This window comes from Sphingobacterium populi, from assembly GCF_001586775.1.
Classification (GTDB): Bacteria; Bacteroidota; Bacteroidia; order Sphingobacteriales; family Sphingobacteriaceae; genus Sphingobacterium; species Sphingobacterium populi.
In genome coordinates, this window is record NZ_LQXS01000001.1 from 86,260 (window position 1) to 105,525 (window position 19,266).

The window sequence follows — 19,266 nt, forward strand, 5'->3', positions numbered from 1 at the left end:
ATCTTGCTATTTGTAGTATTGCATGTATGTTATTGATTACGATCTACGCGGCCTTTGACTGTGGTGTACCAACAAAGCCGCTGGCTCTTGCTGCTGTGTTTGGCTATCTACTGGCTTGTTCAACGCGGAATTAGCTGGCGCAGCAGGCTTTTTCGGCTTTGGTCGTAGATCGCCATTGTAAATACGGTCTTGCAAATATTTCGGCAGAGAAATCGTATCACGAATATACTTTTCGACCAACATACTGGCTATTGGCGCTGCCCAAGTACCACCGTATCCTGCATTTTCGACAAAAACAGCAATTGCAATCTTTGGATTTTCCCGTGGTGCGAAAGCAAAAAATACGGCGTGATTTTCACCGTGCGGATTTTGAACCGTTCCGGTCTTTCCACACATTTCTATACCCTCAATTGCTACTGCACGCCCCGAGCCACCCTGATTTACTACTCGACTCATGCCTTCGATCACGGCTTCATAATATTTGGCGTCTACACCTGCCGAAATTTTCTCCGTGAACTCTGGCTTCACGATCTTTTGATCGCCTATACCTTTGATAAGATGTGGCCGATAATAGAACCCTCTATTGGCAACAATAGCAGTGATATTTGCCATTTGCAAAGGTGTGATTCCTAGCTCTCCCTGCCCGATAGACAAAGAAATGTTAAATGATGATCGCCATTTTCCGCTACCGTAAATTTTGGTGTAATAACTAGAAGTTGGTACGAGCCCAGGTTTTTCGCCCGGCAAATCTATACCTAATGTACTACCTAAACCAAATTTCATCAATGCCTCGCGCCACAAATCGTACGCTTGTGGGCCCGACATGCCACGCGAATCGATCATGCGTGCAAATACATTGGCGTAATAGGGATTACAAGAAACTTGAATTGACCTTGCCAGATCAATAGTGCCATGCACTCCAGTACAGCGCATCAGTCCTCGTCCGCCACCGTAGCGGTATCCACCGTTACAGGTAAAACGTGTTTGCGCATCGATCATGCCGGCTTGTTGCGCTGTCAGTGCTGCTACGACTTTAAAAATGGAGCCAGGTGGATAAGAAGCTTGTATTGGCCGAATGAACATCGGTTTGTTTTCGTTGTTCAGCAAATCCATGTAATTGTTACCCAATTCACGACCCACCATTAAGTTTGGGTCGTAGGTAGGGCTGCTCACCATGGTCAATATTTCGCCGGTAGAAGGTTCAATGGCGACGACGGAACCCAACTTATTTTTCATGAGGCGTTCAGCCAAAATCTGTAAGTTTTTATCGAGGGATGATATCATTCCATCGCCTGTAACAGCTAGCGTATCATACTTTCCATCCATAAACGAACCTTGCGGTCTATTGAGGGCATCTACCATTTGGTTTTTGATGCCACGTTTTCCGCGCAACAAGTCTTCATACGCGCGCTCTACGCCGGTAGCTCCGATGTAATCACCCGGTCGATAGAAGCCATCCGATCTGTCAATATCTCGTTGATTGACCTCTTGAATGTATCCTAAAAACTGAGCTGCAATACTGTCAGGATAACTTCTGACGGTACGATTTTGAACATAAAATCCTCTAAATTTGTACAGATGTTCTTGCAAACGAGCATAGGTAGTCGAAGAAAGCTGTTTTTCGAACTGTGATGCCCGATATGGGGAGTGCGCTTTGGCTTTTTCTATACGTTGAATATAACCTTTCTTATCTATACCGATTAATTCACACAACAATAGCGTATCAATATCTTTGGCTTCGCGAGGTGTGACCAGTAAGTCATATATTGGTTCGTTTTGCACCAAAATCTCTCCATTTCTGTCCAAGATGGCGCCTCGAGCAGGATATACTATTACCTTACGCAATACATTATTATTAGCGGATAGGATATAGCTATCATCAATAATCTGGATATAAAACAATCTGATTACGATCAATAATGCAGTCGTAATGAATATACCCTGAATAATGTATTTGCGTGTAAAGAAGCTATTGTTCATAAACGCGTTGATTGTTTATAATTATATCCCCACCCTCGACTTCCTTTTGTAAAATAGAAGGCTTATTAACAAAATGATGGCGAATGTACTCAAACTGCTAAGCAAGATGCTTAGGCTTGTGGTTAAGAAGTTGGTGAACGAAAAGACTTCGATCACTAACAAAGTAAAATGATGTATCAGCGTACCTAAGAAAATGTACGATAAATACCACTTTGAACCTAATTCGCCCCAAGATGGACTGTCTGATGATTGCCGAACATCAATCTCCAAAGTAATTCTAATAAATACAATTCTAAACCATGCTAGTGCTACACAAGCTGCAGCGTGGATCCCTAGCGAATCGTAAAAAGCGTCAATAGCTAATCCGGTAGCAAAGGCCAGCACGTATACAAAGAAATTGGATATGCCAAGAGGCAACAGCATAATAATTAAGATGTACGGAAAAAATGTGGCTAAGTTATAAAAACCGATATTTTTGAACAGCACAACTTGTATAGTAATTAGCGCTAAAAAACGAACGATATTGTAAAACATGATTCTAGCCATTATCGTCCCTTTCTGCTTCGAGCATTTGTTTTTCTTCCTCCAGATTGTCTTTTACTACGTACACGTGATGCAAGTTGTAAAAGTTGGTGCTTAAGCGAACTCTAATATCTAAGAAGCTCTCGCCAGATGTAATACCTGTTTCATCCACTTCACCCACCTTTATCCCTTTGGGAAACAATGAAAATCCTGACGTTCGGATAACTTGTCCTTTTTCGGCTTTAATATGATTTGGAATATCGCGAAGCATGGCCAGTTTCGGATCAATGTTGTTACCCCACACGAGTGAGCCAAACGCTTCCGTGCTATCTAAAGTGACAGATACGCGAGAATCTGGGTGAAGTAGCGAGCGTACAGTAGCAAAGTTGGTGGATACATCCAGTACAATGCCAACCACGCCATTGGATGTAATAACACCCATTCCTTTCTCGATACCGGCGTTGGTTCCTTTACCCAAGGTCAGGTAATTGCTCTTTTGATGAATACTATTATTAACGACTTCAGCTACAATAAATTCATACCGGCTTTCGTCAATCGAATCCGTCAGTGGAATACTATCCAATGTATCGCGAAGGATATATTGCTGTAGTTTCTGCCGTAGTGATGCATTTTCTCTTGCCAAATCATCATTAGTTGTACTTAAATCAAGATAGCTTTTCCAAGAATTTAACTTATCGTAGAAAGAGCCTACAACTATGTTTGAAGAACTAACGAAGGATGATCTTTGAAACGAATTATGGCGAATGGATAGTATAACGGCTGCTGTAAAGAAAAGCAAAAACCAGAAAAAGGCATTATAACGAATAAAGAAAAGCCAAAGGTTTTTCATCCTGTTGTTTAGTTTTTCTGCTTTACCCTAATGGTTAGTTATATGCTGGAGTTATCCACGCATAACATTTTACCTAAAATTATTGGACACGTTTACGGATCAGGAATATAGCTTACCCGTAAACGTGTCTTATTAAATTCTTCTATGTAGAAGAGATGAATTACTGCATCAAAAATTTAAATCTGCCGATATTCTTCAAAGCAATGCCTGTACCACGCACTACTGCACGAAGTGGATCTTCCGCAATATGAACTGGTAGTTTAGTTTTTGCTTGAACTCTTTTGTCCAAACCTCGAAGTAATGCTCCGCCGCCAGTTAGGTAAATCCCAGTTTGATAAATGTCAGCAGATAACTCTGGAGGAGTAATCTCCAACGCCTTTAAAATAGCCTCCTCGATTTTAGAGATTGATTTGTCTAGGCAATGTGCAATCTCCGTATATGATACCGTGATTTGCTTTGGAATACCAGTCATTAAATCGCGACCCTGTACCGGAAAATCATCTGGAGCATCTTGCAGTTCGGGCAATGCTGAACCAACTTCGATTTTGATTTTCTCAGCGGTACGCTCACCAATCATAATATTGTGTTGGCGACGAATATACTGGACGATATCCGAATCGAAATTATCCCCTGCCACGCGGATAGATTGATCACAAACAATTCCTGATAAGGCTATAACGGCAATCTCAGTAGTACCACCACCGATATCAATAATCATATTTCCTACCGGCTCTTCCACATCGATACCGATACCGACAGCAGCGGCCATTGGTTCGTGGATTAGGTATACTTCTTTTGCACCTGCAATTTCTGCAGAATCGCGTACGGCACGTTTCTCCACTTCAGTAATACCAGATGGAATACAAACCACCATTCGTAAGGAAGGAAAAAACCAGCTCTTGCCATTATTAACCAATTTTACCATTCCGCGGATTAAATGTTCCGCTGCGGTAAAATCTGCAATAACCCCATCGCGAAGAGGGCGTACAGTTTTTATATTGTCGTGCGTTTTACCTTCCATTTGCATCGCATGCCGACCAATTGCAATAACTTTGTTAGTTGTGCGGTCAAATGCGACAATAGAAGGCTCGTCCACTACTACTTTGTCATTATGTATGATAAGGGTATTCGCCGTACCCAAGTCAATCGCAATTTCTTGCGTAAACCAATTAAAAAGACCCATCTAGCGCGAAATTTCTAAGTTTTATTTTAAATGCAAACCTACTGAAAAAAATCTTTTCTTTGGCTATACTCCGTCATAAAAAATAAAGAGTACACTCTGCCTCAAAAACTTATTTAATAAGCCTTGTCGCGCAACGAAAAAGACGCTGTTTTATTGTATAGCGGTTCCTATATAATAATTAAAAATATCGGCTGTGATCTGCTGGTCTTCGCTGCCTGACAGCTTCATGACTTTGAACTTATTAGTGGGTTTCAAGCGTATTCTTTTCTCATGGCCGACCATAATATCCACTGGCATATCAAAGTCTTTTGCTTCGGCGATCCACCGATAGGCGATTTGGTTGTCAGGCATACGGTTGATTTCCAAAGTTGGTACACTTGCGTGTTGCACATACTGTTCAAATGTTTTTGAAAAATTGATTCCAGATGTTTTGTTGATATACTGTACGATATCGTCATAGTTCACCGTCTTATGATAAAACGTACTATTGAGTCCGCGGAGAATTTCCCTCCATTTATCATCGTTATCGATAATCGTTCGAATCATATGAAGCATAACTCCTCCTTTGGGATACATATCGCCAGAGCCTTCTTTGTTTACGTTGTAAGGGCCTTGAATAGGAGCGTCGTTCGATATTCCTCTACGATTGCCATGTACGTATGCTCCGCTTGCTTCCTTACCATAAAAATAATCGATAAATAGCGCCTCGGAGTAGTTGGTAAAACTTTCGTGAATCCACATGTCGGCAAGATCCTTGGAAGTAATATTGTTACCAAACCATTCATGTCCAGATTCGTGTATAACGATAAAATCCCATTTCAAGCCCCATCCCGTGCCGGAATTATCTCTTCCCAAGTAGCCATTGCCAAAGCGGTTGCCGTAAGCAATCGCACTTTGATGCTCCATGCCCAAATGTGCTGTTTGCACAATTTTATATCCATCTTCGTAAAATGGATATGGCCCAAACCAGTGCTCAAAAGCTTCCAGCATATCTTGCGTATTCTTTTCTAGATGTTGCATTTTATCTGCATCTTCACGCAGTACATAATAATCTAATGTTAATGGTCCTTTTTCACCGTCATAACTCTTGCTTAGGTGTACATAATCTCCGATATTGAGTGCAACGTTATAATTGTTGATTGGATTGACCACTTTCCAGTGGTATTTGGTGTATTTGTTTTTTAGTTTTTCGGTTTTCACCAATCGACCATTCGACACATTCATCACACCTTGAGGTACGGCGACAGAAATGAGCATGCTATCTACTTCGTCCGACTGATGATCTTTATTGGGCCACCACACGCTCGCACCCAAACCTTGACAAGCTGTTGCTACCCAAGGTTTACCATTGCTATCTTGCTTCCAGTCAAATCCACCATCCCAAGGCGCGCGCGTCGCTTGAATAGGATTGCCAGAATAATGTACTACAAAAGAATCAAGTTTGCCTTTTGGTATTGTATTTGGAAAAGCGACAAAAACAGCATTGTATTCGCGGTCAAAATCTAATTCTTTGCCTTTGTAGACCACTTTATCCACCGAAAGATTCTCAAATAAATCGAACTGCAAGGTGTCGAAATCATTTACTGCCTCAAAACGAAATAAATTGGTTCCCGCAATATGCTTATTTTCGATATCGACGGTCACGTCCAAGTGATAATATTTGATATCATAGCAGGTTCTGTAAGGAGTTAGCTCACCACGTAGCGAATCCGCTTTGGTAAATAGCTGTTTGGCTTTCATCAGCTGCGCTGATGCATAAAATGGGGCGGTCAGAACGCTGAAAAGTAGTATCGCGGCAAACTTTTGAATCATGGAAGAATGTGTTTTGTAGTAAATCTACAAAAAATCGCATTGGATCGGTAAATCTTTGGGTATTGTGCTATTATCAGTAAATAATTGGGTAAATTATGGCATAATGCGTGAAATTTCTAAACGCTAAGCTTTCTCAGCCTTCCGCTGGTCAAAAAAGCCCTGAATTGCTTCTAGATTAAAGGCATTCAAACATTTGTCGGCCGAAAGGCCGCCTTTGCGCCCAACCAATACGCCGTATTGCATATCGTGAAATCCTTCCATGCGATGCGCATCTGGGTTGATGGATAATAATACGCCCTTTTGTAGCGCATAGCGATGCCAACGCCAATCGAGATCCAAGCGAAGAGGATTAGCATTAATTTCAATAACCACATGATTGCTTGCACAAGCGTCGATGACTTTTTTATAATCGATCGGATAACCCGCTCTCGAAAGCAATAATCGACCCGTCGGGTGACCTAATATCGTGGTATACGGGTTTTCAATGGCTTTGATTAATCGTTCTGTCGCTTTTTCTTCCGTCATACCCAAATTGCTGTGCACCGAAGCGACCACAAAATCGAATTTCGCTAAAATTTCATCCGGATAATCCAATGAACCATCGCCTAAAATGTCTGATTCGATCCCTTTGAATATTTTAAACGGCGCTAGTTTCTGATTAAGCTGGTCAATTTCTTGCCATTGCTGCTCAATGCGCTCTATGGATAAGCCATTCGCATAAACGGCAGTTTTGGAGTGATCACAAATGCCTAGATATTGCAAGCCCATTTTCTCTTTACAATACGTCGCCATTTGCTCCAGGCTGTGAACACCATCCGAATAAGTGGAGTGATTGTGCAATGTGCCTAAGATATCTTCATTGCGAATTAAAGTTGGCAAAGCATTATCCGCCGCTAAATCAATTTCATTAAATCCTTCGCGCAATTCTGGCTCTATAAACGCCAAGCCGAGCGCTTCGTAAATAGCAGCTTCGGTGGCTAGGTTAGGGATTTCTTTGTTTCTTGCCGTCAATAAATCGATATGTTCACTGGATCCTGTAGTCAATAGCCAGTTTTTGGCAAAAGAATCTGTCGCGGTGGTGAAAATGCGGTACGCAATATTATTATCGTCTTTGAAATGTACGGCTTCGCGGTCGGCATCGATTTGCAAGACATAATCTTTGCTTTCTAAAGTGGAGACCAACACGTGCTGTGGAAGATCGATCAATAAATCAATGTATTGCAACACCTCGGCCTTACGGCGGTAATCACCCGTAAAAACGATCTGATTGTCTGGGAAATTTTGTTGTAAAGCGTCCAACACGGCTTCCGCAAAATGGGTAGCTCTGGCATACAATACCCAACCTTTGTTGGCGATAGAAAACTCGATATTTTTCTTGATTTCTTCCTGTGTTTTAAGCCCAAATCCTTTGGCTTCTACCAATCGATTTTCATTGCAGGCATAATACAGCTCACCGATGCTTTCAATGTTTAGATTTTTCCAAACGATTTGAATCTTCTTGGGTCCTAAGCCTTTGATATGAAGCATTTCTAAGACTCCTTCGGGCACTTGTTCCTTGAGTTTATCCAATTCAGGCAATGTTCCCGATTGGATGATTAGTTTGATTTTTTCGGTCGTGCTGTTGCCTATTCCTGGTTGCTGACTTAATTCTTCCATGGTGGCCTTCTCGGCTGCAAAAGGAAGCTTGTCGATCTTAAAAGCGGCACTGCTGATGGCTTTGGTTCGAAATGGATTTTCGTTGAGTAGTTCCATCAACTGACCATATAGTTTGAAAACCTTGGCAACGCTTTTATTATCCATAGTAATAGGGTGTTTCTTTAAGTTTGTGAATATCAAAGATAGCGAAATATGCGCATTCCAAAATGCGTTTCACATGCGTAAGGGCATAAAAGATAAAAGGGGCATACGCCCCTTTTATTTTAAACTATATGGTAAACAACAGTAATAGTATAGATTATACTTGCTCGGTATCTTCCGTTACTTTCATTAAGGGATCCGGACGATGATATTTGTGAATAATCAGTCGAATTCCAGAGTTTTTAGTGAAAAACTTAACCGTCCAGTTGATGAAGGTTACCAATTGATTGCGGAAGCCAGCAATGGACAGCAAGTGGACAAACATCCAAGTACACCACGCGATAAATCCTTTCAAATGTATTTTACCCATATCTACAACTGCACGATTGCGTCCTACGGTTGCCATAGATCCTTTATCAAAGTATTTGAAATCTTCTGTATTGTTTTCGTTCTTCAAGATGCTCAAAATATGATCAGCCACGTACTTACCTTGTTGCTGCGCAACTGGTGCTACTCCTGGCAATCCATTCGGCGTTTTTTTCGGTCACCGTAGCAGCTACGTCACCAATCGCATATACACCTGGCATATCGATGATCTGGCATTGTCCGTTTGTTTTTATTCTATTGCCGCGTTGTACTAAGTCGGGATTGATTCCTTCTGGGAATTGTCCTTTTACACCAGCGCCCCAAATTACCGTTTTTGTTGGGATCTGATCACCGTTGGACAATGTAACCGTCATGCCGTCGTATTCTTTTACTACGGTGTTTAAGATTACTTTAACTCCCAATTCCTCTAAATAGCGCTTCGCATCGCGCGAAGATTTGTCAGAAAGTGCTGCTAGCACTTCGCCCAATCCTTCTACTAGGTACACATTCATTTCGTGCTTGGACAATTCGGGGTAATCTTTCTTCAGCATGTGCAACTGAATTTCTGCAATCGCACCCGAAAGCTCGACACCGGTTGGCCCGCCACCAACAACTACAAAGTTCATGAAACGCTCGCGGTCGTCTGCGTTTTTGCGCAACACGGCTTCTTCGAGGTTTTGCAATACATAACTGCGAATATTTTGTGCTTCTTGGATGCTTTTCATACCTAGAGAATATTTCTCTACGTCGGCATTTCCAAAAAAGTTAGAAGTGGCACCACTAGCTACCACTAGGTAATCGTAATCGAACTCACCTACCGAAGTATGTACCACCTTAGTATCTTTATCGATGCGAAGTACTTCGGCCATACGAAATCTGAAATTCGATTGGGACTTGAACATCTTACGTAGTGGAAACGCAATTGAATCGGATGCTAATGTACCTGTAGCTACTTGATAAAGTAGTGGCTGGAACGTATGGAAATTGTTGCGATCGATCAATAAAACTTCAACTTCTTTGTCTTTTAAGCGACGCGCTACTTCTATACCGCCGAAGCCACCTCCGATAACGATGACTCTTGGGAATTTTCTCTCAGATCGATTTAGCAACATATTAATTTCGATGAAATGTAAACCTTAACAATGATTTTTCTGCAAATATCCGACTAATTATCTCATTTCGATAAATAAAAATGAATTATTATATAGTATACATCATAAAACGCGATATTGTTTGGTGTATCTATCTGTAAATAAATGTTTTGTGTTTGTTGGAAGTATTGTGTATTAATTACACTATTATTCCGGTGCCGATGTTTGTAAATGCGTGCTCACTACATGTTGAGTTTATAAAGGCCAATAAATCGGATTGTTATCTCATAGAATCGTCATGCTTTCGATAAAACGGGAGCAGTTGGGCGGAGATTTCTGAGTAGATATCGTAACTTTGTTAGAGATTAGAAAGAGAGGAACAGTTGAAACCATTTCATATAGATACAATTCGTGCAGATTTTCCGATACTAAGTACACAGGTGCATAATAAACCTTTGGTGTATTTGGATAACGGCGCGACTACCCAAAAGCCAAAACAAGTAATCCAAGCGATTACCGATTACTATTCGAACATGAATAGCAATGTACATCGTGGAGTACATCATCTAAGTCAGATATCCACAGATGCATTTGAAGTAACGCGTAGAAAAGTACAAGCATTCATTCATGCGGCACATGATTATGAAATCATCATCACTAAAGGCACCACCGAAAGCATCAATATGGTGTCGAACTGTTATGGTAAAGCATTTGTAAACGAGGGCGATGAAATCATCATTACGGCGATGGAACATCATTCCAACATTGTGCCTTGGCAAATGCTGTGCGAAGAGAAAAAAGCGGTCCTCAAAGTGATTCCGATGTTGGAAAATGGAGAACTGGATCTGGATGCATACCATGAATTATTGAGCGAGCGCACCAAATTAGTAACATTTAACTACGTGTCCAACGCGCTGGGAACCATTAATCCAGTAAAGGAAATGATTGTTGAAGCGCATCGTTATGGCGCTGTCGTACTTGTTGACGCTGCGCAAGCCATTCAGCATATTGCCATTGATGTACAGGATTTGGATGTAGATTTCTTGGTTTTTTCTGGACACAAAATGTATGGACCAACGGGCGTAGGCGTATTGTACGGCAGAGAAGATTTGTTGAATGCCATGCCTCCATATCAAGGTGGTGGCGACATGATCAAAGAGGTGACGCTCGAAAAAACAACCTACAACGAATTGCCGTTTAAATTCGAAGCGGGTACACCGAATATCGAAGCTGGAATCTGCCTGGCGCACGCAATTGATTACATTAGCGAAATCGGTCTTGATGCTATTCGAGCGCATGAGGAAGAATTGGTGGAATACGCTACTGCCGAATTAAGCAAGATAGAAGGCATGCGATTTATTGGTACTGCCAAGGCAAAAAGTTCTGTGGTTTCTTTCTTAATTGATGGAACGCATCCTTATGATGTGGGCGTGTTATTAGACAAAATGGGTATTGCCGTGCGTACTGGACATCACTGTGCACAACCGATTATGGATTTTTACGGTATTCCGGGTACCATTCGCGCCAGCTTTGCTCTTTACAATAGCAAAGAGGATGTCGATGCATTAGTGAAAGGTGTGACACGCGCCGCAAATATGTTACGATAAGATTACAACATGACGATCAACGAAAAACAAGATGAATTGATAGAAGACTTTGCTTTCTATGAAGATTGGATGGAAAAATACGAATACATCATCCAGCTCGGCAAGGAGCTTCCGCTTATCGACGAAAAATATAAGACCGAAGATTACATCATCAAAGGTTGCCAATCCAAAGTTTGGCTGCATCCCGACATGAATGATCAAGCAAAGTAGATTTTGCCGCTGATAGTGATGCCATTATCACTAAAGGTTTGGTAAGCTTAATGGTAAAAGTGCTGTCGGGGCATACACCAAAAGAGATTGCGGATGCCGATTTATATTTCATCGATCAAATCGGGCTGAAAGATCATCTTTCTCCGACAAGAGCTAATGGTTTGCTGGCCATGGTAAAGCAAATGAAGCTATATGCTGTTGCATTACAGATGAAATAATAGTACATTCGAGAAAGCATCTACTAATTATGGAAAGAAAATCTTTTTTAAAAGGCGTCAGCGCCACTGTATTGACGGGCGCAGTATTAGCCGCTTGTGGTTCTCCAGCAGAAAAATCTTCTGAAGGTTCGGTAGAGTGGGGCGAAGGTACGATCGTACATTCGGTATATTTCTGGTTGCGTACCGATCTTACGGATCAGGAAAAAGAAGAATTTCCACAATTTTTTGAAGCGTTAAAGAAAGTTCCAGGCTTTACTGCCTGCCGTGTAGCTACGCCAGCTCCCACTACGCCTCGTGAAGTGGTCGATAATTCGTTTTCTTATCACTGGATAGCCGTATTTCCTTCTATGGACGAAGTCAATATCTACGAAAAACATCCCGATCATTTAGCTGCTGCCGAAAAATTCTCGAAGTATTGGACCCGGGTCGAGGTGCGCGATTCGATCGTTTAATCGACGGCATCTACGATGGTATGAAAGGCGATTACTTCTTGTCCAAAGAATAATTTGGCTTTTTCTCCAAAGTCCGCCGCATCATCTGTGGTATAAAAAGTATAGGTACTGCCGCGTTGGCATTGCGACTCAACTTCGGGATGCCTTTCCAGATAATTTACGAGGCTATCGGCCACTAAATCACCTTGAGGAACCAGTTTGATATGTTTTGGTGTGTGCGCTTTGATCGTAGGGAGCAATAAAGGATAATGCGTGCAGGCCAACAAGATGGTGTCGATCTTGGGCGACTGGCTTAATAAAGCCTCAACATCCTCTTTCACGAAGAAATGCGTTCCTTCACTATCCAAATCATTGTTTTCCACCAATGGAACCCATACCGGACAAGCGTGCTGATGTACCACAATTTGCGGATGAAAGCGCTGAATTTCGATTTTGTAAGATTCTGACCGTACCGTTCCTTGTGTCGCTAAAATACCGACATGACCTGTCTGCGTATATTGGTCGATGATCTCCGTGGTCGGACGAATGACACCGAGCACTTTTTTGCCGGGCGGAAGATCATTTTGCTGAATGCTGCGCAATGCTTTGGCCGACGCGGTGTTGCAAGCCACAATGACGATTGGACAGCCCATTTCAAAGAGCTTGAACACACACTCCTTCGTGTATTGGTACACGGTCTCAAAAGATCGGTTGCCATAAGGCACACGCGCATTGTCACCCAAATAGATATAATCATATTGCGGCAAACGCTCACAAATGGATTTAAAGACAGTTAATCCGCCAAATCCAGAGTCAAAAATTCCAATAGGTCCCTGATTCATCTTTTGCATAGTTACACATAATTCTCGAAATCCACTAGTTTGCTCATTGGAATTTCTGAACTTACAAATCGCGTTTATTGAAAGCGCTTCTGCGCCCTATGTATGGTTTCTAATCTTCTTTTGCTAGCTTTCTGCTGTCAGGTATTTAGATAATTATACCTTAAATTTGTACACATACTCTATAACGACTCGAAGCACTACATGCATAAATTTCAAATCGCACAAATCATCCGGCAGCCCAACGATAATATCACGATAAATTTCGATGACGTCAATAGGGATTTTCCACCTTACTTGGCAGGGCAATTTCTGACGCTGGTATTTGATTTTAATGGACGACAAGTTCGACGTTCGTATTCCTTCAGTAGCTCGCCAGTTGTGGATGAACCTATTGCCATCACGGTGAAGCGAGTGGATAATGGTGAAATTTCAAGATTATTGCATCACCGCACTTCGGTAGGCGATATAATTGAGGTAATGCCCGCACAAGGTTTATTAGCTTACACGCCGCAAGCAGATATACCCAAAACGCTTTTCTTGTTCGCGGCAGGAGTAGGCGTTACGCCGCTTTTTTCTATTTTGAAAACCGCATTGGTGGCTGAGCCAGACACGAAGGTGGTGTTGGTGTACAGCAACAGTTCGCCCGAAAAAACGCTTTTCTTGCAAGAACTACGCGAGTGGCAGGCCAAATATCCGGACCGCCTACACGTAGAATGGATTTTTTCGAATTCTAAGAATTTGATGACTGCGCGGCTGAATCGAGAATATATTATTCGCTTGGTCCAACAATTGAGTGAGCCGGCAAAGCAAACTACAATTTTCCTGTGCGGCCCCGTATTTTACATGGATCTTTGTCGTTTTACCCTGTTGGGCATGGGGTTTCCGGACGAAGATATTCATAAAGAAACCTTTTTCTTCCCAGAAGAAGAAGCAGACGACGATGAGCATGAAGAGGAAGAAGTCGATAAGAATACCTATCAAGTGGTATTGAAGTTTCAAGGTGAAAGATATAACCTGGCGATTCCGTACAATAAAACCATATTGGACGTTGGACTTGAACAAAAAATCAAGCTACCGTATTCCTGCAAATCGGGTATGTGTAGTACCTGTATATCCCAGGTACAAGCTGGCTCGGTGCGCATGACGTACAATGAAGTACTGACCGATCGAGAAGTAGAAAACGGTCGTTGTTTGATCTGTACTTCACATCCTATTGAAGATGGCGTGGTCGTGGAGGTATTATAGACGATTCGAAAAATACCAAGCTCGTAAAATAGTTAACTACAAAAGCCCAACTTTGGTCGGGGCTTTTGTAGCTTTAAAGTTAACCAAAAAGGTTATTTAACTTCTTTAAGCATTTCTTCCACAGCAGTTTTCAGCTGCGGATCTTCGCCATTTAAGAATGCTTCATAAGGAAGCGGTACACGAATATCTGGCTCTACTTGCATATTTTCTGTTGTGCGGCCTTCTTTCCCGATTGTTCCGATCATTGGGATACCGAATACGATGGTCGGATCGATTTGCGTTTCCCACCAAACGGCTGTCCCAGTTCCTGGTACTGGCATACCGACCAATTTACCCAAACCATTCTGTTTGTAGATGTACGGGAAAATGTGTGCATCGCTATAATTACCTTCGCTCATCACCACGATAGAAGGTTTGTTCCAACGAGAAGCCGGTTCACCACCTTTTACAATGTTGCCTTGCGGAGCAAATTGAAGATACTGCTTTCCACTTAAAAATGTGTTGAGATCATCGTGCAACCAACCACCACCATTAAAGCGCGTATCAACTACCAATGCTTTTTTATCGGCATTTTCGCCCATGGCACGCTCGTACAATTCGCGGAAGCTACCGTCGTTCATACCTTCAATATGTACGTATCCGATCTGCCCGTTACTTATTTTGTTTACGTATTCTTTTCTACTTTTTACCCAACGTTTGTACATCAAGCTGTTTTCTTCGCCTTGCGAGATAGGTTTTACGGTTTCCGAGAAAGCATTTCCGCCAGCTGTTTTTCCACTGATATGAACATATTGTCCAGCTTTCCGATTCAGCAATTTTGCCCAATCTTCATTAGCATTCAATGGTTTGCCATCAATCTCTGTGATCGTACTACCTTTGTCAATTTTGCTATTCGCTTTATTTAGCGGACCGCTTTGAAGTACCTCTGCTACGCGCAATCCATCGCCGCTATACAGCTCATCGTACAACAAACCTAAGCTCGGCGTGATGTCCGGATTAGTTGGGCGCGGAGAGTAGCGACCACCTGTATGCGAGGCATTCAATTCGCCCAACAATTCGCTCAACAATTCTTGAAAATCGTAATTGTTGTTGATATGGGGTAAGAAACGAGCGTAGGTGTTTTTATAACCTTTCCAATCGATGCCATGCAGCTTTGGATCATAGAATTTCTTTTCCACTTGTAACCAAGCATGGTGAAAGATGTATTCCCGCTCTGCCGCAGCATCAAGGCTGATTTCACTTTTGCTGCTGATCGGGGTAACCTTGCCGCTTTCGGCATCTACTTTTACCAAGCTACCGCGGTTAGTCATGAACAAGCTTTTGCCGTCTTTGCTAATTTCTAATCCGCTCGGTGATCCGCCCAATTTGGCCAAGATCTTTGTTTCACGTGTGCGCGGTTCGGTGACCCAAAGATCGTAGCCTTTTTCGAAGGCTGCCAAATAGAATAGCTTGCTAAGATCTTTGTTCATCACGTAATCGCTGATCGATGAACTGTTGATCGTAAGGCGTACCGTTCTGTCGCGGAGGTTTTCGATGTTCGGGACGAATTCTGGTGCTGCTGTTTTTTTCTTCGTCGAGTCCTGTTTCTCTCTTTCTTCCAACAATTTGAATTCATCCTTATTCAGCTGAAAGCGATCATAAGCTTCCTGATCAAAAAAGGCCGCGAATACATCCACTTCCCGACTACCTTGATAAGCCAAGGATTTGCGGCCATAGCGACTGCTTTCCCAAGTCATGATTTTGCCGTCTTGCGACCATTTGGCTCCACCATCACCAAAACCACTTAGGATAGGATGACGCAATTCGCCGCTACCATCTGCTTTCACCAAAGCGGTATTGCCACTCAAAAAGAAGCCACGTTGATCGTCTACGAATAACCAGCGGCTATCTGGACTCCACTCAAATCCCCAATCGCCATCGGCATAGGAGTGATTGCGTCCTTCGGGAAGCAATGTAATTGCTTTTCCACCGGCCGTAGGCATCACTTTTAAGATGTTGCGGTCTTCGATGAAGGCAATGGATTTGCCATCCGGCGAATATTTTGGTGCAAAATTGTTGTGGCTGTTAACCAGTACTGGAGATTCTTTCAATAAGCTGGCGTTGAAGAAATATGATTCATTTGCGGTAGCAATTTCTGTCTTATAGATTCCCCAGCCTGTGCTATCTCTTTCTGCCGCGTAGATGAGTGTTTTGCTGTCGGGTGCCCAGTCGAGCATACGTTCCTGCCCGGCCGTTTCGGTAATTCGTTTAGTGAAATCACCTTCTACACTAGTGACAAACAATTCGCCTCGGGTGATATAAGCAATCTGCTTACCATCTGGACTCAATTTAAATTCTCTTGTATCGCCACTCAATGGGAGATTTTTCACATCTGGTAGACCAGAATCGGTATTGATGCGAATGCTCAATCTCGTTGGCGTACCATCGGTCGTAAGAGTATAAATAGCGCCATCTTGCGTGAAAGCTAAGGTGTTGTTTTGCGAAATACTCAGGTGACGCACCGGATTTTTGGTAAACTTTGTTAGTTGCATAGCGGTGGCGGCGCCTTGCAATTCTTTTCGATATACGTTGAGCGTGCCATCTTTCTCCGAAAGGAAAAATACCGATTGGCCATCTTGTGCAAATACGGGTTCACGGTGCTCAATCTCCTCATTGGTTAGTGCCAAATAATTCTTTTTTTCTAAATCGTATATCCAGATATCGCGCGTTACCGACGAGGTATGGTGCTTGCGCCAGGCATCTTCATATCCTTTACGATCTTGGAAAACCAATTGCTTGCCATTCGGGCTTAGTTTGGCGTGATCCATTCCGGCAGCAGAGATCAATTGGGCACGGCCACCTGTGACAGGAACTTGATACACATTCTGGAACAAACGCATGCTCGGAAAACGTACGCTGGCTGCGGGAGCTTGACGTGCACTACCGAAATAAACTGCACTATTATCTGTCGTAAAATCGTATGGATAATCGTCGGCGCTGTTGTACGTTAGGCGTGTGGCTTGCCCACCATTTGCCGGCATCACAAAGACATCGAAGTTGCCATGGCGATTGTTGGCGAAAGCAATCGATTGACCATCACGACTCCAGATTGGCATCATGCTATGCGATTCGCCAACAGTAAGTGGCGTTGCATCTCCGCCGGTCGCAGCAACTTTATAAATATTGCCTTGATATCCAAAAACAATGGATCTGCCATCGGGCGAAATAGTTGGATAGCGAAGCCACAAGGCTTCTTGTGCAGAAAGTGCGGCAGGAAGCCAAAGAATGGCTGTAACCAACATCTTTCGCATAGAAAAGTATTTGAGCATAGACTATAGGTGATATAGTTAATAAATTGTTATATGCAAAAATACATTTTTCCGTTAGATATGCTTTGTCACAGTATTATAGTATGTTGCTGTCCAACGGGCAATATCATGGTATGTGCTAGTCGTACATGCGTACCTATTTTTCGATCTCTTTTAGGCTGGTCATTTTTTTATACTCCAAGAATCCTTTGATATCTTCGAAATGTTCGCGGACTCGTTTGTTGCCAAATTCAAACACTTTTTGAGCCAAGCCATCCAAGAAGTCACGATCGTGAGAGACGAGGATTAGTGTGCCATCAAAATCTTGTAAAGCATCTTTGATAATGTCTTTGGTTTTCATATCAAGATGGTTAGTTGGCTCATCCAAAATCAATACATTTACCGGCTCAAGCAACAGCTTGATCATGGCCAACCGGGTTTTTTCACCACCAGAAAGAACTTTCACCTTCTTTGTTGTATCATCGCCGCTAAACATAAAGGCTCCTAATAAATCCTTTATTTTTACGCGCACATCACCCACGGCAATCTGATCGATGGTTTCAAAAACGGTCATTTCCTGATCGAGCAATGCTGCCTGATTCTGCGCGAAGTAGCCAATCTTCACGTTATGCCCGACCTTAAGCTCGCCATCGAAATCAATCTCGCCCATGATCGCTTTGATCATAGTCGATTTTCCTTCTCCGTTTTTGCCGACGAAAGCCACTTTTTCGCCCTGCTCGATCACCATCGATGCTTTCTCAAACACCGTGTGATCGCCGTATCGTTTGGTTAATTCTTCGACCATGACCGGGTATTTGCCCGAGCGCGGGGCAGGTGGAAATTTTAGTCGTAGCGCCGATGTGTCCACTTCATCTACTTCGATAACTTCCAGTTTTTCTAACATTTTGACACGCGATTGCACTTGCAATGTTTTCGAGTATGTACCTCTAAAGCGGTCAATAAACTCCTGATTGTCGGCAATGAATCGTTGCTGCTCTTCGTAGGCTTTGAGCTGATGTTGGCGACGTTCTTTACGTAGTTCTAGATAGTGACTGTACGTGGCTTTGTAATCATATATACGGCCCATTGTTACCTCAATGGTACGGTTGGTAATGTTATCGACAAAGGCCCGGTCGTGCGAGATCACTACGACCGCTTTCGCAGAATTAATCAAGAAATCTTCCAACCATTGTATACTTTCAATATCCATATGGTTAGTAGGTTCATCGAGCAAAATTAGATCAGGTTTTTTTAATAGAATTTTGGCTAGCTCAATCCGCATACGCCATCCTCCCGAAAATTCGGAGGTCGGTCGTGTGAAATCTGTCCGATCAAAGCCTAAACCTTTCAATACCTTTTCTACTTCGGCATCGTAATTGGTTTCTTCCAACGAATAAAAGCGTTCGCTCAACTCCGAAACTTGCTCGATGAGCTCCATGTACGAATCACTTTCGTAATCTGTACGTACCGTGAGCTGTTCGTTTAGCTCTTCTAATTTCGCTTGCATCTGATATACTTCGTCAAAGGCCTTCGAAGTTTCCTCAAACACGCTCACATTATCTTGGGTTAGAAGATGCTGTGGTAAATATGCGATGACGGCTTCTTTTGGCGCTGAAATATTGCCTGTACTCGGCTTTCCTGCTCCGGCTATGATTTTTAATAAGGTGGATTTGCCAGCGCCGTTCTTACCCATAAGGGCAATTTTGTCATTTTCATTGATGGAGAAAGATACGTCGCTAAAGAGGGTGGTGCCGCCAAAGGATACCGAAATATTGTTGATACTGATCACGTTATTTGCTGTTGAAATGTTTGCAAAGATAAAGGA

General features: G+C 42.6%; 16 protein-coding genes. 5 read left to right on the forward strand and 11 right to left on the reverse strand.

Annotation, left to right across the window (positions count from 1 at the left end; translation table 11 throughout):
- Nucleotides 1-36: 36 nt before the first annotated feature.
- The 8 genes from mrdA to A0125_RS00405 form a co-directional block, all read right to left on the reverse strand.
- Nucleotides 37-1,980, reverse strand: a complete 1,944-nt coding sequence (mrdA, locus tag A0125_RS00375; protein ID WP_066750426.1) for a penicillin-binding protein 2 — start codon at nucleotides 1,978-1,980, stop codon at nucleotides 37-39.
- A 21-nt stretch (nucleotides 1,981-2,001) separates the two neighbouring features.
- Nucleotides 2,002-2,526 (reverse strand): rod shape-determining protein MreD, encoded by a 525-nt coding sequence (locus tag A0125_RS00380; RefSeq protein WP_066750429.1) that lies wholly within the window; start codon nucleotides 2,524-2,526, stop codon nucleotides 2,002-2,004.
- On the reverse strand, nucleotides 2,519-3,352 hold the full coding sequence (gene mreC / locus A0125_RS00385) for a rod shape-determining protein MreC (protein ID WP_066750432.1): 834 nt from the start codon (nucleotides 3,350-3,352) through the stop codon (nucleotides 2,519-2,521). The genes A0125_RS00380 and mreC overlap by 8 nt, the downstream gene beginning before the upstream one ends.
- A 160-nt stretch (nucleotides 3,353-3,512) precedes the next feature.
- Nucleotides 3,513-4,535 carry a rod shape-determining protein gene (locus A0125_RS00390; protein WP_066750435.1) on the reverse strand — a complete coding sequence of 341 codons (1,023 nt, stop codon included), beginning with the start codon at nucleotides 4,533-4,535 and terminating at the stop codon, nucleotides 3,513-3,515.
- Nucleotides 4,536-4,685: 150 nt separating this feature from the next.
- Nucleotides 4,686-6,347: a M1 family metallopeptidase gene (locus tag A0125_RS00395; RefSeq protein WP_066750437.1), complete on the reverse strand. Its 1,662-nt coding sequence runs from the start codon at nucleotides 6,345-6,347 to the stop codon at nucleotides 4,686-4,688.
- 123 nt (nucleotides 6,348-6,470) lie between these two features.
- On the reverse strand, nucleotides 6,471-8,147 hold the full coding sequence (locus A0125_RS00400; protein ID WP_066750439.1) for a DNA polymerase/3'-5' exonuclease PolX: 1,677 nt from the start codon (nucleotides 8,145-8,147) through the stop codon (nucleotides 6,471-6,473).
- A 154-nt stretch (nucleotides 8,148-8,301) separates the two neighbouring features.
- On the reverse strand, nucleotides 8,302-8,667 hold the full coding sequence (locus A0125_RS16465) for an NAD(P)/FAD-dependent oxidoreductase (RefSeq protein WP_317038797.1): 366 nt from the start codon (nucleotides 8,665-8,667) through the stop codon (nucleotides 8,302-8,304).
- Entirely contained in the window at nucleotides 8,630-9,622 is a 993-nt protein-coding gene (locus tag A0125_RS00405; protein WP_317038788.1) for an NAD(P)/FAD-dependent oxidoreductase, read from the reverse strand. Before A0125_RS00405 ends, A0125_RS16465 begins: the two co-directional genes overlap by 38 nt.
- A 362-nt stretch (nucleotides 9,623-9,984) precedes the next feature.
- Here A0125_RS00405 and A0125_RS00410 point away from each other — a divergent pair, with 362 nt between their 5' ends.
- From A0125_RS00410 to A0125_RS00420, 4 genes are read left to right on the forward strand one after another with little or no spacing between them, the layout of a single operon-like run.
- Complete coding sequence (locus tag A0125_RS00410; protein ID WP_066750440.1) at nucleotides 9,985-11,208, forward strand: aminotransferase class V-fold PLP-dependent enzyme; 1,224 nt, start codon at nucleotides 9,985-9,987, stop codon at nucleotides 11,206-11,208.
- Nucleotides 11,209-11,217: 9 nt separating this feature from the next.
- Entirely contained in the window at nucleotides 11,218-11,418 is a 201-nt protein-coding gene (locus tag A0125_RS16275) for a SufE family protein (RefSeq protein WP_262507253.1), read from the forward strand.
- Nucleotides 11,419-11,468: 50 nt separating this feature from the next.
- Complete coding sequence (locus tag A0125_RS16280) at nucleotides 11,469-11,636, forward strand: SufE family protein (protein WP_262507254.1); 168 nt, start codon at nucleotides 11,469-11,471, stop codon at nucleotides 11,634-11,636.
- 29 nt (nucleotides 11,637-11,665) lie between these two features.
- Complete coding sequence (locus tag A0125_RS00420; protein ID WP_066750443.1) at nucleotides 11,666-12,088, forward strand: Dabb family protein; 423 nt, start codon at nucleotides 11,666-11,668, stop codon at nucleotides 12,086-12,088.
- On the opposite strand, the gene murI is transcribed toward A0125_RS00420, so the two are convergent.
- Complete coding sequence (gene murI / locus A0125_RS00425; protein WP_197464779.1) at nucleotides 12,085-12,909, reverse strand: glutamate racemase; 825 nt, start codon at nucleotides 12,907-12,909, stop codon at nucleotides 12,085-12,087. The two genes, A0125_RS00420 and murI, sit on opposite strands and share 4 nt — an antisense overlap.
- A 201-nt stretch (nucleotides 12,910-13,110) precedes the next feature.
- On the opposite strand from murI, the gene A0125_RS00430 reads away from it, so the two are divergent.
- On the forward strand, nucleotides 13,111-14,154 hold the full coding sequence (locus A0125_RS00430) for a ferredoxin--NADP reductase (protein ID WP_066750447.1): 1,044 nt from the start codon (nucleotides 13,111-13,113) through the stop codon (nucleotides 14,152-14,154).
- A 92-nt stretch (nucleotides 14,155-14,246) separates the two neighbouring features.
- Here the strand turns inward: A0125_RS00430 and A0125_RS00435 are convergent, their stop codons facing one another.
- Both A0125_RS00435 and A0125_RS00440 read right to left on the reverse strand, forming a co-directional pair.
- Nucleotides 14,247-17,444, reverse strand: coding sequence for a S41 family peptidase (locus tag A0125_RS00435; RefSeq protein ID WP_066752585.1), 3,198 nt, complete (start codon nucleotides 17,442-17,444; stop codon nucleotides 14,247-14,249).
- Between the two features lie 154 nt (nucleotides 17,445-17,598).
- A complete protein-coding gene (locus A0125_RS00440) occupies nucleotides 17,599-19,230 on the reverse strand; it encodes an ABC-F family ATP-binding cassette domain-containing protein (protein ID WP_066750449.1) in 1,632 nt (543 codons plus the stop codon).
- Nucleotides 19,231-19,266: the final 36 nt, after the last annotated feature.

Bases quoted from the DNA above. Each gene is read 5' to 3' on its own strand.
- mrdA (WP_066750426.1), bottom strand. From the start codon at position 1,980: ATGAACAATAGCTTCTTTACACGCAAATACATTATTCAGGGTATATTC.
- A0125_RS16275 (WP_262507253.1), top strand. From the start codon at position 11,218: ATGACGATCAACGAAAAACAAGATGAATTGATAGAAGACTTTGCTTTC.
- A0125_RS00430 (WP_066750447.1), top strand. From the start codon at position 13,111: ATGCATAAATTTCAAATCGCACAAATCATCCGGCAGCCCAACGATAAT.
- A0125_RS00395 (WP_066750437.1), bottom strand. From the start codon at position 6,347: ATGATTCAAAAGTTTGCCGCGATACTACTTTTCAGCGTTCTGACCGCC.
- A0125_RS16280 (WP_262507254.1), top strand. From the start codon at position 11,469: ATGGTAAAAGTGCTGTCGGGGCATACACCAAAAGAGATTGCGGATGCC.
- A0125_RS00380 (WP_066750429.1), bottom strand. From the start codon at position 2,526: ATGGCTAGAATCATGTTTTACAATATCGTTCGTTTTTTAGCGCTAATT.
- A0125_RS00400 (WP_066750439.1), bottom strand. From the start codon at position 8,147: ATGGATAATAAAAGCGTTGCCAAGGTTTTCAAACTATATGGTCAGTTG.
- murI (WP_197464779.1), bottom strand. From the start codon at position 12,909: ATGAATCAGGGACCTATTGGAATTTTTGACTCTGGATTTGGCGGATTA.
- A0125_RS00435 (WP_066752585.1), bottom strand. From the start codon at position 17,444: ATGCGAAAGATGTTGGTTACAGCCATTCTTTGGCTTCCTGCCGCACTT.
- mreC (WP_066750432.1), bottom strand. From the start codon at position 3,352: ATGAAAAACCTTTGGCTTTTCTTTATTCGTTATAATGCCTTTTTCTGG.
- A0125_RS00420 (WP_066750443.1), top strand. From the start codon at position 11,666: ATGGAAAGAAAATCTTTTTTAAAAGGCGTCAGCGCCACTGTATTGACG.
- A0125_RS00390 (WP_066750435.1), bottom strand. From the start codon at position 4,535: ATGGGTCTTTTTAATTGGTTTACGCAAGAAATTGCGATTGACTTGGGT.
- A0125_RS00405 (WP_317038788.1), bottom strand. From the start codon at position 9,622: ATGTTGCTAAATCGATCTGAGAGAAAATTCCCAAGAGTCATCGTTATC.